This window comes from Martinezella calliandrae, from assembly GCF_030272695.1.
Classification (GTDB): Bacteria; Pseudomonadota; Alphaproteobacteria; order Rhizobiales; family Rhizobiaceae; genus Rhizobium; species Rhizobium calliandrae.
On sequence record NZ_JARFYN010000035.1, the window covers coordinates 11,933 to 28,731 of the forward strand.

11 protein-coding genes are annotated in these 16,799 nt (G+C 59.2%); 8 read left to right on the plus strand and 3 right to left on the minus strand.

Annotation, left to right across the window (positions count from 1 at the left end; genetic code table 11):
• The first annotated feature begins 71 nt into the window (after positions 1–71).
• Complete coding sequence (locus PY650_RS23270) at positions 72–443, plus strand: winged helix-turn-helix transcriptional regulator (protein ID WP_285881936.1); 372 nt, start codon at positions 72–74, stop codon at positions 441–443.
• A gap of 301 nt (positions 444–744) precedes the next feature.
• Entirely contained in the window at positions 745–2,049 is a 1,305-nt protein-coding gene (locus tag PY650_RS23275; protein WP_285881937.1) for a mechanosensitive ion channel family protein, read from the plus strand.
• 152 nt (positions 2,050–2,201) lie between these two features.
• Here PY650_RS23275 and uxuA read toward each other — a convergent pair whose 3' ends face one another.
• Complete coding sequence (uxuA, locus tag PY650_RS23280; protein ID WP_285881938.1) at positions 2,202–3,404, minus strand: mannonate dehydratase; 1,203 nt, start codon at positions 3,402–3,404, stop codon at positions 2,202–2,204.
• Positions 3,405–3,528: 124 nt separating this feature from the next.
• Between uxuA and PY650_RS23285 the strand changes: the two genes are divergently transcribed.
• From PY650_RS23285 to PY650_RS23295, 3 genes are all read left to right on the plus strand, one after another.
• The gene (locus PY650_RS23285) at positions 3,529–4,242 is read left to right on the plus strand and encodes a FadR/GntR family transcriptional regulator (protein ID WP_285881939.1); all 714 of its coding nucleotides are present in this window, start codon (positions 3,529–3,531) and stop codon (positions 4,240–4,242) included.
• Between the two features lie 30 nt (positions 4,243–4,272).
• Complete coding sequence (locus PY650_RS23290) at positions 4,273–6,783, plus strand: glycoside hydrolase family 2 protein (RefSeq protein WP_285881940.1); 2,511 nt, start codon at positions 4,273–4,275, stop codon at positions 6,781–6,783.
• A 98-nt stretch (positions 6,784–6,881) separates the two neighbouring features.
• On the plus strand, positions 6,882–10,142 hold the full coding sequence (locus PY650_RS23295; RefSeq protein ID WP_285881941.1) for a cellobiose phosphorylase: 3,261 nt from the start codon (positions 6,882–6,884) through the stop codon (positions 10,140–10,142).
• Positions 10,143–10,251: 109 nt separating this feature from the next.
• On the opposite strand, the gene PY650_RS23300 is transcribed toward PY650_RS23295, so the two are convergent.
• Both PY650_RS23300 and PY650_RS23305 read right to left on the minus strand, forming a co-directional pair.
• Positions 10,252–10,656: a cupin domain-containing protein gene (locus PY650_RS23300; RefSeq protein WP_285881942.1), complete on the minus strand. Its 405-nt coding sequence runs from the start codon at positions 10,654–10,656 to the stop codon at positions 10,252–10,254.
• A 99-nt stretch (positions 10,657–10,755) separates the two neighbouring features.
• Positions 10,756–11,472 (minus strand): nitroreductase, encoded by a 717-nt coding sequence (locus tag PY650_RS23305; RefSeq protein ID WP_285881943.1) that lies wholly within the window; start codon positions 11,470–11,472, stop codon positions 10,756–10,758.
• Between the two features lie 427 nt (positions 11,473–11,899).
• On the opposite strand from PY650_RS23305, the gene PY650_RS23310 reads away from it, so the two are divergent.
• The 3 genes from PY650_RS23310 (at position 11,900) to PY650_RS23320 (ending at position 16,774) form a co-directional block, all read left to right on the plus strand.
• On the plus strand, positions 11,900–12,559 hold the full coding sequence (locus tag PY650_RS23310; protein WP_285881944.1) for a DUF2161 domain-containing phosphodiesterase: 660 nt from the start codon (positions 11,900–11,902) through the stop codon (positions 12,557–12,559).
• 275 nt (positions 12,560–12,834) lie between these two features.
• Positions 12,835–14,337, plus strand: coding sequence for a DegQ family serine endoprotease (locus PY650_RS23315; protein WP_285881945.1), 1,503 nt, complete (start codon positions 12,835–12,837; stop codon positions 14,335–14,337).
• Positions 14,338–14,620: 283 nt separating this feature from the next.
• Positions 14,621–16,774 carry a putative bifunctional diguanylate cyclase/phosphodiesterase gene (locus PY650_RS23320; RefSeq protein ID WP_285881946.1) on the plus strand — a complete coding sequence of 718 codons (2,154 nt, stop codon included), beginning with the start codon at positions 14,621–14,623 and terminating at the stop codon, positions 16,772–16,774.
• The last annotated feature ends 25 nt before the right edge of the window (positions 16,775–16,799 follow it).

The following is a 16,799-nucleotide window of genomic DNA, read 5'->3' on the forward strand; positions in this document are numbered from 1 at the left end:
GGTTATCGAAAATGGCCTAACTTGCAAAAAGAGCAAGAACTAACGAAAAAGTAAGGTACTAACCAAAAAGTATGTCACACCAATATACGCGAGAAACAGCAGCTGAGGGCGTCGAGAACGCGCTCAAGCTTCTTGAGGGGCGGTGGAAGCTGGTGATCCTGTTTCACCTCTTCGGCGGGCATGTTCTGCGTTTCTCCGATCTCGAACGCGCGATCCCGGGGATCTCCCAGAAAATGCTGATCCAGCAGCTCCGGCAAATGGAAAAGGACGGCATCGTGCGCCGCATCGTCCATCATCTGGTGCCCCCGAAGGTCGAATACTGCCTCACGGACTGGGGTCAGGCCCTGTGCCCGGCTCTTGATGCGCTGCTCACCTGGGCTGGGCAGCGCGAAGGCATCGATAGAGGAAATCCGGACGTTGCGAGCCAGGACTCAACGACATGAGCTTTATTGAAGGGCGTTTGGCTTGCGCTGTGCTCCCGATGAACGGCGCCGCCAGAGTTTTGGATTGACGATTTAATAAATAAAATCATTTAGATAGATTGATAATATCGTACTCCACGATCATCCCACGGACTCAATTTCGATCACGCTGGGCTCGGCGACGATCTCGATGACGCGAGTATATTATCTCTGCCTCGCGCAAAAACATGCGGCAATTCAAAGTGCTACAGCGCTGTGGCCGCTTAGGTGCTATGATTCACGATGGACAATCACCGGTCGCCGATTATCGGGGGACACTTCAGTGGGTTTCGAGGAAATCTTCAGAGAAACTGAGGTTTGGGTCCGGACGGTTTTTTTTGATGCATGGACACTCTACCAGTGTGGATTGATAGGCCTGGGTTTCTTGCTTTCGTCATTCGCAGCAAAACGAGTAGAGCCATTTTTCGAAGCGCGCGCCCGTAAAATCAAGGGAAACCCGGACCTGCTGCGCGTTGTTGCCGCCTTCCTGAGGCGCCTTCGTTGGCTCTTCCTGATTTTATGGTTGTGGCTGGTGCAAGGGATAGTATCACGCTATGCGTGGCCTTCCCATCGATGGCTTATCGAAACGGCTCTAACACTCACGGCTGCATGGTTCGTGATATCCGTGCTAACGAGGATCATCCGCAATCAGACCCTCGCACGCGTGGTCGCGGTAGCGAGCTGGTGCTACATCGCCCTTTATACCGTTGGGCTCGATAACCCGGTCCTTGAAGGTCTTGACAGTGCCGCAATCAGGATCGGCGCGGTAAAGCTTTCATTGCTCTTGATGATGAAAGCCATCGTTCTGGTGGTTGCGCTTGTGTGGCTCGCCGTGCTTGTTGGAAATGTTTCTTCGCACTGGGTTCATCGGTCCGCGGACCTTTCTCCCTCCTTCAAGGTCCTCATCAGCAAACTTATCAAGATCGGCCTGATCACATTGGCGGGGGCGATCGCACTCTCGGCCACGGGAATCGACCTCACCGCCCTCACCGTGTTCTCCGGCGCGGTGGGCGTGGGCATCGGCTTTGGCTTACAGAAGGTCGTGTCGAATTTCATCTCCGGTGTCATCATCCTGCTCGACAAGTCCATCAAGCCAGGGGATACGATTTCGCTCGGGGAAACTTTCGGCTCGATCAGAGATCTGCGCTCTCGTTTCGTCTCAGTAATCACCAGAGACGGCAAGGAATATCTCATCCCAAACGAGGACTTTATCTCACAGAAAGTGGTGAACTGGTCATTTTCCAGCGACTATGTCCGTATCGAAGTCGACTTTGGAACTTCCTATGATAGCGATCCGCATGATGTTGTGCGCATCGCCATAGAAACGGCAAAGAGCATTCCACGCATCGCAAATAGCTATTCTGCGCCGGTGTGCTGGATGACAGCCTTCGGATCCTCCTCGCTCGATTTCAAGTTGAGGTTCTGGATTTCTGATCCCAGCAATGGGCTGACCAACATTCGCGGCGAAGTGCTAATGGCGTTATGGGACGCCTTCAAGCAGGCAGGTATTTCGATCCCCTTCCCGCATCGCGAGATTATCATGAAGACGCCTGTCGAAATTGCTGAACGTCCCTCTCAATGGGGATAGAGCAACTGTTGCCTCGTCTTTTCAGACGGCCATGAGACTTTGACGCGAGCGGGACTGTCGTGAGCAGCCGCGGTATGCGAAGGATCAGGAAGTCCTTGCCAAAAGCCGCCCCGGCGCTCAGCCCAGGCTTCAGCCTATCCGACACTGGATCTCTAAAGACTCTTCCAATATCGCGAGTACTCATCGCTTTTGCCGATGGCGTGGATGACGCCGTGCAACTCGGCCAGGCCTTTCAACCGTCCGATCAGCGAATAGCCCGGATTGGTCGGCTTATCGACATCGTCGCCTATCAGATGTCCGTGATCGGGACGCATCGGAATTACGCGATCTGGTCGGTCCTCGGTGCGACGGCGGGTCTCCTCTGCCAGAAGCGCGCGCAGAATTGCGAACATATCGCTGCGGCCTTCCAGATGGGCGGCTTCGACAAAAGAGCCATCCGATTCGATCGCCACATCGCGCAAATGGGCGAAATTGATGCGCGGCGCGAATTCGCGCGCGATGGCAAGCACGTCATTGTCGGCACGCGACCCGAGCGAGCCGACACAAAGCGTAAGCCCATTGGCGAAATGATCGAGGCTGCTGACGATGCGACGCAGATCCTCTGCCGTCGAAACCACCCGCGGCAAGCCAAACAGCGAAACAGGAGGGTCGTCGGGATGGATGGCGAGCCGTGCTCCGACTTCGGCAGCGACCGGCACGACCTCGTGCAGGAAATTGTCGAGGTTCGCCCGCAGATCCTCCGCCGTTACTCCATTGAAAGACTCAATGGCCGTGCGAATGGCCTCACGGCCATAGCTGTCCTCGCCACCAGGAAGGCCGGCGATGATATTGCTCTCCAACCGGCGAACCGCCTGCTGCGAGAGGAGCTTCAGCCGCTCCTCGGCGCGCTGCAGTAGCTCCGGCGCATAACTCGCCTCGGCCCCTTTCCTGCGCAGAACGAAGGCGTCATAGGCGACAAACTCCACCATGTCGAAGCGGAGGGCAAGCGCTGTCGTCGGCATCTCGAAGCGCAGGTCCGTGCGCGTCCAGTCGACCACCGGCATGAAGTTGTAGCAGATCGTCTTGATACCGGATCGGGCGAGATTGACCAGCGTATCCTTCCAAATGCCGATCGCTTGCGCAGCACCGGCACCGCCGAGCTTGATGGCACTCGGGACCGGGATCGATTCGCAGACGCTCCAGGACATGCCCGCCGCCTCCACCAAAGCCTTGCGCGCCTCGATCTCTTCTGGCGTCCAGACGCGGGAATAGGAGATTTCGTGGAGCGCGGTGACGATACCCGTTGCCCCGCCCTGACGCGCGTGAATGAGTGGAACAAGATCCCTCGGTCCGAACCAGCGCCAACAGCTCTCCATGCCACGCCTCCCTATTTGTTGGTCAACATATCGCTAAATCGATGATTGTCCACTCAATATACCGCCGATTCTACGCTTGACATCCACTATTGACCAACAATATCCTCTTATTGCTGGAGGACTCATGGCGATAGGAACCGCAGAGATCGAAGACAAAGGATCCGCGGTGGACCATGCAGTCGATGCGATCCGGCAGCTGATGCGCGAGCGCAATCTTGGCGTCGGCGACGCCCTGCCGCCGGAAATCGAGCTGGCGGCGATGTTTAACAGCAGCCGCAATACCGTGCGCGAAGCAATCCGCATCCTGAAGGCCTACGGCATCGTCGAAAGCAGGCAAAAGGTCGGCGCCGTCATCACCGACCGCCGCCAGCAGGCGCTGATGGAGCTGTTCTCTTTCGCGATCGACATTTCCGCCGAGAGCTTCCTGGACATCCAAGGTTTTCGCCGGCTGATCGAGGTCAATCTATCCGATCTTCTCTTTGAAAATATCGACGAGGCCGGCATTGCGCGGCTGGAAGCGATCAATGACGCCATGAAGCGGGCACCGGATCTTTCCGACGCTGCGAAATTCGATTTCAAGCTCCACGCCGAGCTGGTTAATATTGCTAACAACCGCACGCTGTCGCAGGTCTATGGCATTCTGCGGCCGCTCTTGCAGCGGCTGATGGAGGCCGGCAAACGCTCCCGCGTCGCTGTGGACAGCTCCTATGATGAACATTGCGATATCATTGCCGCATTGAAAAAGCGGGATCGCATCGCCTATGCCTATCATATGAATCGTCATCTCCACGCCGGGCTGCAGTTCATTGCACCTTCCAACGAGCCAGGGCAGATTTGACGCGATCCATATCATGACGGACCGACAACCATGAAGAAACTGCCACTCGATACCGGCTGGGCCGTTTCCCGCCTCCGCGCACCCTCGACCGCCCCCTCGCTACCGGTAGCGATCCCGGCCTCGGTGCCGGGAACTGTGCATCTCGATCTCTTATCGGCCCGGCTCATCACTGACCCTTATCTCGATGTCAATGAGATCTCCCAGGACTGGATCGGCCGCTCGGCCTGGCGTTACCGGATGGCTTTCGACTGGGACGAGCACGAAGCGGATCGGATCGATCTTTCCTGCCTCGGGCTCGATACGGCTGCGCGTCTGGAACTGAATGGGGTGTTGCTCGGCGAGACGGGCAATATGCATCGCAGCTATCGATTCAATATCCGCGAGCAGCTCAAGGAAGGCCGGAACGAGCTCATCGTCGATTTCGATTCCGCCTATGCCCATGGCGAAGCAGTTCGCAGCGAACTCGGTTCGGCCGCAGACATCCCCGCCAACTATCCCGGCCCAGGCAACCTCATCCGCAAGATGGCCTGCAATTTTGGCTGGGATTGGGGTCCGACCGTTGTTACATCCGGCATATGGAAGCCGATCGTCATTGAAAGCTGGTCGAAGGCACGTCTGAGCAGCGTTCGCCCCGAAATCACGCTTCAGGGCGGTGATGGCCTCGCACGCTTGCGCATCGAGATCGAATGGGCGGCCGAGGGTATCGATAGCGCGGCTCTGGTGATGTCGATCGGCGGCAAGCGTTCCGAAGTTAGGATTGCGCAAGGCGAGACGCATGCCCTTGTGGAATGCCGGATCGACAATCCGCAGGTCTGGTGGCCGCATGGACTAGGGGACCAGCCGCTCTACGATCTTGATCTTCGCCTTTTGGGTTCCGATGGTGCAACCCTCGACACCTGGCAACGCCGCGTCGGCTTCCGCTCCGTCCGCCTGGACACCGCGCCGGATGAGATCGGCTCTGCCTTTACCATCGTCGTCAACGATGTACCGGTCTTTGCCCGCGGCGCCAACTGGATTCCGGAGGATTGCTTCCTTCCGCGCGTGACGCGGGAACGCTACCGTGAGCGGATCGCTCAGGCGCGCGATGCCAATATGAACATTCTCCGGGTCTGGGGTGGCGGCATTTACGAAAGCGATGCCTTCTACGAGGAATGTGACGTCGCCGGCATCATGGTTTGGCAGGACTTCCTGTTCGCCTGCGCCGCCTATCCCGAGGACGAGCCGGTCTATAGCGAGATCGAAGCGGAGGCGCGCGAGGCGATCACCCGGCTGATGCCGCACCCCTCGCTCGTGCTCTGGAACGGCAACAACGAAAATATCTGGGGCTATTTCGACTGGGGTTGGCAGGATGTGCTCGCCAATCGCCCATGGGGTGCCGGCTATTATCTGGACCTGTTGCCGAAACTGGTTGCCGAGATCGACCCGACGCGGCCCTATTGGCCCGGAAGCCCCTATTCCGGCTCGATGGATATTGCGCCCAATGCCGACGAGCATGGCTGCAAGCACATCTGGGACGTCTGGAACGAGGTCGGATACGAGACCTACCGCAACTATATTCCGCGTTTCTGTTCCGAATTCGGTTGGCAGGCACCGCCGACCTACGCCACATTTGCGGCGTCCGTGCGCGAGAAAAATCGAGCGCCCGCCTCCCCCGGCGTTCTGCATCACCAGAAGGCAACCGGCGGCAACGACAAGCTGCTTAAAGGATTGGAAGGCTGGTTTCCCACCCCGGAAAGCTTCGATGACTGGCTCTTCGTGACCCAACTCAACCAGGCCCGCGCCATAAGTTTTGGCGTTGACCATATGCGATCGCATCGCCCCACCTGCATGGGTACGATCGTCTGGCAGCTCAACGACTGCTGGCCGGTCACCTCCTGGGCGGCGGTCGATGGCGCCGGACGAAAAAAGCCGCTCTGGTATGCGCTCCGCAACAGCTACACCCCGCATCTCTTGACCATCCAGCCGCGTGGCAACAGTCTCGCCGCCGTCGCCGTCAACGATACGTCCCTGTTCTGGCGCGTACCCTTCACCGTCGAGCGTTTCGATTTCAACGGCACGCTTCTCGCCCGCCATGTCGTCTGGCGCATTCTGTGTGACCGCTTCGAAGCCGCCGAGGTCGCGATCCCCAAGGATGTGGCGACGCCGGGCGATCCTGAGCGCGAGTTCCTGCGTGCCCGCCTCGGCGATGCCGAAGCCTGGTGGTTCTTCGAAAAGGATATGAAACTGCAATATCCGCAACCTCGCTTCGAGCTTCAGGCCGAAAACACCGATGATGGTGTCGCAGTCACGATCACAGCACTATCCTTCCTACGCGAACTCTGCCTGTTTGCCGATCGCATCAGCCCGAGCGCCGAGGTAGACGACATGCTGGTCAACCTGATGCCGGGCGAGAGCAAGACCTTTCATATCAAAGGCTTGTCGAAAGAGGCTTGGGACGATGCCGACCTTTCTCCTATCGTGCGCACGGCCAATCAGGTCGCGCAAATCCCAGGTTCGGTAACAGTGGAACTTGCCAGTCACCGGTCGAAGCGGACCTCATGAAGGATTGCGATCGGAAACGGCAAATTGCCTCCTATGATCGTGCGGCGGCTTGTGATCTAGTAGGCCCATCCGACCCATGAATCAGCGAGACACCGGCTATGTCCTCGGCACCCAATCGCAGCTTTCAGACGCCACGGCGCGAAGAACTCGGTCTTTCCACACTTAGCAATAGCGCCGGCCTATCGGTGTCGGCGCTACCGAACGGTACGCTTTTTGCCATCGACTTTGCAGACCAGCAGGGCGGCGTGATGATCAATCAGCTGCTGGGATCGCCTGTTTACGGCGGCATCGGGCGCCTCTATCTGCGCACCGGCGGTTCGCGGGCTGAAGTCGCCGAAATCGTCGGTCCGAAGGCTGCGGTCCGTTTCGGCCATGACGAGACGACTTTTTGCTGGAGCGGCGAGACCGCAGGCATAAGGCATAAAGTCCGGTTGCAGCTTGATCCCGGCGGCACGGCTTGGTTCTGGCGGGTCTCGCTTGAAAATACGACCGGCGACGCACTTTCGGCCGATCTTGTACTGATCCAGGATGTCGGCCTCGGCGATCGCGGCTTCCTGATGAACAGCGAAGCCTATGCTTCGCAATATATCGATCATCACATTGCCGATCATTCCGCTTTTGGCCCGGTGGTGATGAACCGCCAAAATCTCAAACAGGGCGGCGGACGCAATCCCTGGCTCGCACAGGGCTGCGTTGATGGCGCCGCAGCCTATGCCACAGACGCGATCCAGCTGGTGGTGCCGGTCCGAAGCGGCGACGCGCAGATGGTGCCGGGCTTTGGTGAAAGCCTACCCGGCACGCGCCGGCAGCACGAAGTCGCCTGTCCGGCGATCCAGTCGAAGCCACTTGCGCTTGCGCCAGGGGGTGCGGTGACCACAACATTCTTTGGCCTATTCGTTGCCGATCACCCCGCGGCCTCAGGCGATGCCGACCTTGCGCGCCTTGACGCGCTACCGCAGACGCTCGGCGAACTGGCTGCGACGGAAATTGGCGACGACCTGCCGGTTCGCAGCCTGGTGCAGGACGCGCCCCTGTTTGTAACCGAGCCCTTGGACGAAGCGACGATCGAGCGGCTTTATCCAAAGCGCATGCTGGAAGAACATATCGATGGCCAGCTCTATTCCTTCTTCGTGCCCGACGGCTCGCTTAACCGCCATATCGTGCTGTGTGAAAAAGAACGTGTGGTAGCACGCCGTCATGGGGCCATCGTCCGTAGTGGCAAAAACATGCTGCTCGACGACCAGACACTGGCTGCAACCTGCTGGATGCAGGGCATCTTCGCCGCCCAGTTGACGATCGGCAATACGTCCTTCCACAAGCTTTTCTCGGTTTCCCGCGACCCCTACAATCTGACGCGGGCGAGCGGCCTGCGCATCCTCGCCGATCTCGGCGAAGGCTGGCGCCTGCTTGGCGTTCCCGCCGCCTTCGATATGGGGCTCAGCGACGTCCGTTGGCTTTACAGGCTTGCCGGCCGCACCATCATCGTGTCGGCGATCGCTTCCGGCGACGATCCCTCCATGCAGTGGAGCGTCACGGTCGAGGGTGATCCCTGTCGATTCCTGGTATTTGGCCATATCGTGCTCGGCGAACGTGACTATGAGGCCGTCGCAAATATCGAGATCGACGCTCAGGCCAAGCAGATATCGTTCCGGCCCCAGCCGTCCTGGCTTTGGGATCGCTATCCGCATGCCGCCTATCATCTTGTCACCTCGACGCCGGATGTTTTCGAGGCGATCGGCGGCGACGAGCTTCTCTACAGCGACGGCGTGTCTCGCAACGGTCCCTTCGTCGCGCTCAAGTCGCATCAGACACAAGGCTTCAGCTTTGCGGTCACAGGATCGATGACCGACACAGCCGCAGGCGAAAGTCTTGCAGCACGTTACAAGGCCGGTGTCAGCAGCGAAGATATGCTCGCCCCCGCGCGACGCTTCTGGAACCACGTGACGCGCAGCATGCGCATCGAAGGCGATGGGCCAGATGTCGCAGCACAGGCCGCGATGCTGCCCTGGATCGCGCATGACGCGATCGTGCACTTGAGCGTGCCGCACGGCCTCGAGCAGTATACGGGTGCTGCCTGGGGGACGCGTGACGTCTGCCAGGGACCGGTGGAATTCCTGCTCGCCTATGAACACGATGCCGAAGTGAAGCGGGTTCTGAGCACGGTCTTTTCCGAGCAATACCGGGATCGGGGCGACTGGCCGCAATGGTTCATGCTGGAGCCATATGCCAGTATCCGCGCCGGCGAGAGTCACGGCGATATCGTCGTTTGGCCGCTGAAGGCATTGTGCGACTATATCGAAGCCACGGGTGATCTCGCCTTCCTGGCTGCAACCGTTCCATGGCGTGCCGACGATACCATGCAGCAGACTGAAGAGACGGCGACGATCTCTGCGCATGTCGACAAGCTGCTCGACACCGTCCGCGGCCGCTTCGTGCCGGGCACCAGCCTGATCCGTTATGGCGAAGGCGATTGGAACGACAGCCTGCAGCCGGCCGATCCGCATCTACGCGATTGGATGGTCAGCAGCTGGACGGTCTCGCTGCTTTACGAGCAACTCGTGCGCTATGCCGCGATCCTGACGCTGTGCAGCCGCGCCGGCGAAGCGCAGGCGCTGACTGAAACAGCTGCCGCCATGCGCGATGACTTCAACCGGCTCTTGATGCGTGACGGCGTCGTCGCCGGCTATGGCGTGTTCAATCCGAGCCATGATGGCGTCGAGCTGCTGCTTCATCCGCAAGATACCCGCACCGGCCTGCATTATTCGCTGATCGCGATGACGCAGCCGATGCTGGGCGGTCTCTTCACGCCGGAGCAGCGACATGAGCACTTGAAGCTGATAAAGGACAATCTCCTTTTTCCCGACGGCGTGAGGCTGATGGAAAAGCCGGCGACCTATGCCGGCGGACCCGAGACTTTGTTCCGCCGCGCCGAATCCTCGTCCTTCTTTGGGCGCGAGATCGGGCTGATGTATGTGCATGCGCATCTGCGCTACTGCGAGGCGCTAGCCATCGATAGTGATGCCGAAGGCGTCTGGAACGCACTGGCGCTCGCCAATCCGATCGCGGTCAGCGGCCGGCTCGATCAAGCATCACTGCGCCAGCGCAACACCTATTTCAGCAGCAGCGACGCTGCCTTCGCCGATCGTTACCACGCGTCTGATGATTGGGACCGCGTCAAAGCGGGCACCATCGCCGTCGAAGGCGGCTGGCGCATCTATTCAAGCGGCCCTGGCCTCTATACGAGGAGCCTGATCAACAATGTCTTCGGCTTCAAACGGCATTTCGGCAAGCGCATCCATAAGCCGCTATTGCCGGCATCAATTGCCGTTTCCAAGGTCGAACTGAATTTCGAGGCCTAGGGGCGAAGGAGCCGCTAGTTGCGGCTCCCTACCACTTCTATTTGATCGTGCGGTAACCAACCACCAGCCCCTTTTGCCTAGACTGCGCGTCCGCCGATCTCACTCGATGTCACTTCACGGGCAAGACAGCCGGGGCGCCTTTGTTCTTGAGCAGCACGACGATGAATTTCACGGGCTTAGTATTGCTTGCGTTGCGGCTGACCAGGTGGATGTCGGTGGGACTTTCGTAATAGGTCTCTCCCGCCGACACGGTGACTTCTTTTTGTCCCTTGACCTGCATCACGACCGAGCCCTCCAGAACGTAGACGAATGCATTCGCCTCGTGCTTGTGAATGGGCGAGGAACCTCCCGGTTCATACTCGACCGATAACATCAGTCCCTCCTTGCCCGGATAATTTGGGAGGTCCTTTTGCATGAGCGGTGTGACGTGCGCAGCGTCATCCGCGGCAAGCGACAATGTGCCAACGAGGCAAACTGCCGCCGACACAATTAGCCTGAGCAAAATCGAATTCATTGTCGTAGTCCTCCTGGCTGTTCAATCCTAGATATGCGGGGTTCCATCGGGATGACTTCAACGCTCCCACATCGGCTTTTGCAGAGTGGGGGCGTCGTTTCATATACCCGGCAACGCATTCTCGCGCTCTGATTGCGCTGATCGGTGCGAAGCAGTGTCGACGAAGGTGACGGTCTCGTTGAGTGGCGCCCGGCCGGTGTGGATGTAGGGCTCCGTGACGTCCTCGTACCCGATCGACATGCCACAGAAAAGGATGAGCCCTTCAGGCGGTGACAGGATCTCCGCGACGGTCTTGCGGTAGACTGACCAAGCCATCTGGGTGCAACTTTGCAACCCCTCGCCGCGCAGCAGCAGCATGACAGTCTGAAGATACATGCCGACGTCGGCCCACTGGGGCAAACCCAGTTCCCGGTCAATGTAGCAGAACAGGGCGGCGGGCGCGCCGAAACAATCCCAATTCGCGGAAGCTGCTCTCTGACTTGCCTCCCAGTCGCCGTCCGCAATGCCGAGTGAGCTGTAGCGTTCGTGGCCGAAGACAGATCGGCGTTCGCGATACGGAGACTTCATTGCGGCCGGGTACATTTCGTATTCCCGATCGTCCCAGGGGTCGCCTGCGGCCACGCGTTTGCCGGCGCGCCTCTTGAGCTCGGCAAGCGGCCCACCGGTCAGCACATAGCTGTTCCACGGCTGGATGTTCGATCCGGACGGAGCCCAACTCGCGGCGAGCAGCACGCGCTCAAGCACCTCCCTCGGAACATCCCGGTCGACGAACCTGCGCACCGCCCGTCGGCTCTTCACCGCCTCATACACATCCATAATCGTTTACCTTCCAGCTGCTAAGTCCCGAGCAACTAAGAGGTACCAATTCGGGATGGGTCGGCCAATTGTGCGCAATGTTGGTCCGCGCACTGCAATTGGTTAGACGAAGCCATACCAATGGTTAGGTGAAAGTCATAGGCAGCCTGAGGCTACCTCCTGGCAAGGTTCGGGCACTTGCGGCGCCAGGCGCTGCAACAAAGGCCGAGCGCGCCATTCCAAAGGGGTGGGACAAGCACCAAGGCGACTAAGATTGTACCAAACCAAGGGGTAGAACCGAGGCCAAGCGAGGATTCCACCACCAGGCCGCCGATCCGTCTATGCCGGCCATGATCATCTTGCTGCCGGCATCAGCGCCTTTATCGACTTTCTGGTATCGCGAATCACGTAAAACAGCGCTGACTATTCGACTAGCAGAGGGCAGGATTTGGAGACGGCGCTTTATCTTCCGATCAAGAATTTTCTGGAAGCGGCCGGTTATGCGGTCAAGGGCGAGATCGGCAGTTGCGATCTTGTCGGCCTGAGCAGCGACGAACCACCTGTCGTCGTCATTTGCGAATTGAAACTCGCTTTTAATCTGGAACTCGTGCTGCAGGCTGTCGATCGTGCGACGGCAAGCGATGAGGTCTGGATTGCCGCCCGCGTCTCGGCCAAGGGCAAGGGGCGAGAAAGCGATCGCCGGTTTCGCGATCTCTGCCGCCGCCTCGGCTTTGGCATGCTGGCTGTTTCCGACAGCGGTACTGTCGACATCGTCGTCAGTCCGGTCGCGCCGATGCCCCGAAAGAACACGGGCCGTCGATCACGCCTCGTTGAGGAACATAGGCGGCGAAAGGGCGATCCCACGCGCGGTGGCAGCACGCGTTCGCCGATCATGACCGCCTATCGCCAACAGGCGCTCGCCTGTGCCGTTGCCATCCAGAGCGGCCAGCAACGCCCCAAGGATATTCGCGTCAGTGCCCCTCAAGCCGAAAAAATCCTGCGGCACAACGTCTATGGCTGGTTCGAACGCGTCGACCGCGGCATTTACGCCCTGACCGAACTTGGTGCGGCGGCGCTGAAGCGCTGGCCACCAGCGGATGGAGTTTAAACAATAAATGTGGGAAAATTCCGGCACTGAAACATTAAATTCTAGTAATGTCTTGCAATATTGTAATATAAACATGATAAATATTTAATTTGTAAAAGTTACCAGGCGGACCATATAAATCATCAGCGCCAATTCTTCTTTCCGCTGCAAATTCTGCAGTAACTTTGGGCAATCAAAGTTCCGGGAAACAGTAGAAATGGCCTCCATTTGACGCCTGGTCCAGAACATGGACCCAAGACGCCATATCGCCAACGATCTCGTAAGGGACATTTGCCATGTCATCTATTCTTCGCAAGCACCGCGCCGCAGCCATCGTGGGAGCGGCCATCATCGTCGGCGCGGGTGCCCTGCCCTTCGCCCTCACCAGCCCCGCTGCCATGGCCGCCAACGAACCTAGCGGCATCATCGCACCCGGCGGCTCCTTCGCGCCGATCGTCGACGCCGACAAGCCGGCAGTGGTGACCGTCACCACGACCATGAAGGCAGCCGATGCCGGCGCGGATGCGGGCGATTCCCCGATGGACGAGCAGTTCCGCCAATTCTTCGAGAATCAGGGCATCCCCTTCCCGCAGCAGCAGGCGCCGCAACATAATCCGGCCCAGCGTGGCAAGGCGCTCGGCTCTGGCTTCGTTATCAGCGCAGATGGCGTCATCGTTACCAATAACCACGTCGTTGAGAATGCTACCGACATCAAGGTGACGCTCGACGACGGTACGGAAGTGCCCGCCAAGCTTCTCGGCGCCGACGCTAAATCCGACCTCGCCGTCCTGAAGATCCAGGCGCCGAAGCCGCTCGCGACTGTGGCCTGGGGCGACTCAGACAAGCTGAAGCTCGGCGACCAGATCCTGGCGATCGGCAACCCCTTCGGCATCGGCACGACTGTCACCGCTGGTATCGTTTCGGCCCGCGGCCGTGACCTGCACAGCGGCCCCTATGACGATTTCATCCAGATCGACGCCCCGATCAACCATGGCAATTCCGGCGGCCCGCTGGTCGACCGCGATGGCAATGTCGTCGGCATCAACACCGCCATCTATTCGCCGAATGGCGGCAGTGTCGGCGTCGGTTTCGCCATCCCTTCCAATGAAGCCAAGGCGATCGTTGCAAAACTCGAAAAGAACGGTTCGATCGATCACGGCTATCTCGGCGTCGCCATTCAGCCGGTGACGAACGATGTCGCCGATGCGGTTGGTCTCTCGCAGCCACAGGGCGCCTTGGTCGCCAATGTCACCGACGGAACCCCGGCTGCTGATGCCGGTATCAAGAGCGGCGACATCGTCACTGCCGTCGGTAACGAAACTGTCAAGACGCCCAAGGATCTGTCGCGCCTGGTTGCCGATCTTTCCCCGGGTGACAAGCGGTCGGTCACTGTCTGGCGCAATGGCAAGAGCGTCGATGTCAACGTAACAATCGGCGGCAACGATGACAACAAGCGGGCAGCCAATGACAAGGGCGACGGCAAGGTTGTGCCGTCCAACCAGCCAAGCATCGGCGTCGGTCTCGCCGACTTAACTCCTGATCTGCGCCAGCAGATGAACCTGCCGCGCAATGTCGAAGGCGCAGTTGTCGCCAGCGTCAACCCCGACAAGCCTGCCGCCGCCGCAGGCGTCCAGACCGGCGATATCATCGTTTCGGTCAACGATCAGCCGGTCCATGATGCCCATGAAGTCCAGAGCGCGGTCGCGCAGGCCGGAAAGGCAGGCCGTAAGTCGGTGCTTCTGCTGATCCAGCGCGACGGCAACAAGACCTTTGTTGCTGTGCCGTTCGCAGCAGCATAAGCATCCTTTAAAGGACAACTGCTGCAGGACATCTGTGCCTCGTCTCCCCGCCGGAGGCGGGGCGCAGGTGTGTCTGATCAACTATAAAGCAATGATTAGCGGCTATGTATCGCGCCTTAGACGCGTGCCGTGAGCGGGGCAATTTTGCCGAAAACATCAATTGTCAATGACTGGTTTACGATGTCGCCAGAGAAGGCTGACACACAACACTCCCCCAACAGGCCTTTCACTGATACATAACTGTTTGCTCAGACTGTATCCTAGCGTGGATGGTGAGGGGAACATGCGTAAGGCAGTTGGAGAACAGATTGTGGGGCCGGCACCGATAGATGCCGACGAGCCGATCTCGCGCCCGCGCTCAACGGAGGAGATCCCGCCGTCGCGCGAACCTAGTCTCGCCGAGCGCTACGACTGGCTCGTGGCCATGATCAACCACGTGCCCGACTATATTTATGCAAAGGATCTGGAGGGGCGCTTTCTATTCGCCAACAGAGCCATCGTCTTGAACAATGGGCTCGAGCGCGTGGAAGACATGGTTGGGCTGACGGATTACGACCTCCATCCTTCGGCGGCGGCAGAGAGCATAGCCGCCGTCGAGCGACACGTTATGGAGAGCGGAGAACCCGATCTCGGATTGGAGGAACGCCGTTTGAGAGGCAACGGCTGGCTGATGATGTCGCGCGTCCCGCTCAGGGACAAAGCGGGGAAGGTGATCGGCGTCGTTGGGGCGTCGCGCGACATTTCGGCCCGCAAGCGCGGAGAAAGCCTGATGAAGGCTCAGGCGCAACTTCTTAAGGCGGTGGCAAAGGGAGTGCGCCTAGACCCGTTCCTTCGGGACGTCGCCGAACTGCTCGAAGAGGTTATCCCCGGTATTGCGGCAGCCGTACTGCTGCGCGACGAAGGCGCCGAGGAGCTTCATATCGCGGCGGCGTGCCGATCTGCGGCCGCCGTGTCGATTTCGCCGGCAGATATTCTCGACAATCCGGCATCGTGGCGCTGCCTCGCAATCTCGTCGGGTGATGGCGGGCAGCATGGCGTGCTCGCCGTTCAAGAATCTTCCAGTCATGAAGCGAGCATGTTCGAGTTCCTGACGGGTATCGCGCAAACGATCGGCATCGCGATCGACCGACACTATGACGCTGAGCGCATAACCTTCCTTGCTGAGCACGACGCCCTGACCGGATTGCCGAACCGCACGCTGCTCGACCGGATGCTCGATGATATGCTGCGGCGTGCCGACGAAGCCTCAGGGGAAGTCGCGGTCGTCTTCCTCGACGTCGACAACTTCAAGCTCGTGAACGACAGCCTCGGCCATGCGGCCGGCGACGAGTTGCTGAAGATCGTCGCGCACCGGATCTCCGAGGAGATTGGACGAGATAATCTGGTATCGCGCATTGGGGGTGACGAGTTCATTCTGGCGCTCCAGCAGACCGAAGAAGATTTCGTCCCCCGGCTGGCGCGCATTCGCGAGGCGATCGCGCGCCCGCTTACGCTCGCCGGAATGAACCTGCAGCTCACGTGCAGCATGGGAATGGCCTGCTTCGCCGCACACGGCAAAACGGCCACCGAACTGTTCGCCAACGCAGATATGGCGATGTATCGCGCCAAGGAGAACGGCCGAAACAGTATCCAGGTATTCGATCCAGCAATGGCGGAGAATGCACGGCAAAAACTCGGACGTTCAGAGGAACTTAGGCGCGCCATCGAGCGGGACGAGTTCGTCCTGCACTTCCAGCCGCAGAAAGACATGACCTCCGGCGAGATCATTGGCGTGGAGGCGCTCGTGCGCTGGAACCATCCGACTGAAGGGCTCGTCTTCCCCGGAGAATTCATTCCGCTTGCTGAAGAGTCCGGCCTTATCGTTCCGATTGGCGAGGCTGTCCTGCGCAAGGCGTGCGGCCAGGCGAAAAAATGGCAGGAGCTCGGGCTGCCTCCGGTGAAGATCGGCGTCAACATGTCGGCGCGGCAATTCCAAGAACCTGGCATGATCCGGCATGTGGCCGCCGCCCTCGCCGAGAGTGGTCTTGAACCGCGGTGGCTCGAGATCGAGGTTACTGAGAGCCTTCTGATGCGCGACGTGCAAGGGGCGATCATGAAGATGCATGAACTGAACGCCTTGGGCGTCAGCCTCGCGATCGACGATTTCGGTACGGGCTATTCGAGCTTGAGCACGCTGAAACGCTTCCCGCTTTCTCGCCTCAAGATCGACCGATCCTTCATCGCAGATATTCCCGATGATGCCGACGACATGGCAATCACGTCGGCGATCGTCTCGCTTGCACGGATATTGGCGCTGGACGTGATCGCCGAAGGCGTAGAGACCGAGGCGCAGGCCCATTTTCTGTCTGAGGCCGGATGCCACGCCATTCAGGGGTATCTGTTCAGCAGGCCCATCCCGGCAGAGGAGATGACACGCGTGATGCGGGAAGGAACTTAGGGTTTCTTTTTCACCTTCATCTACC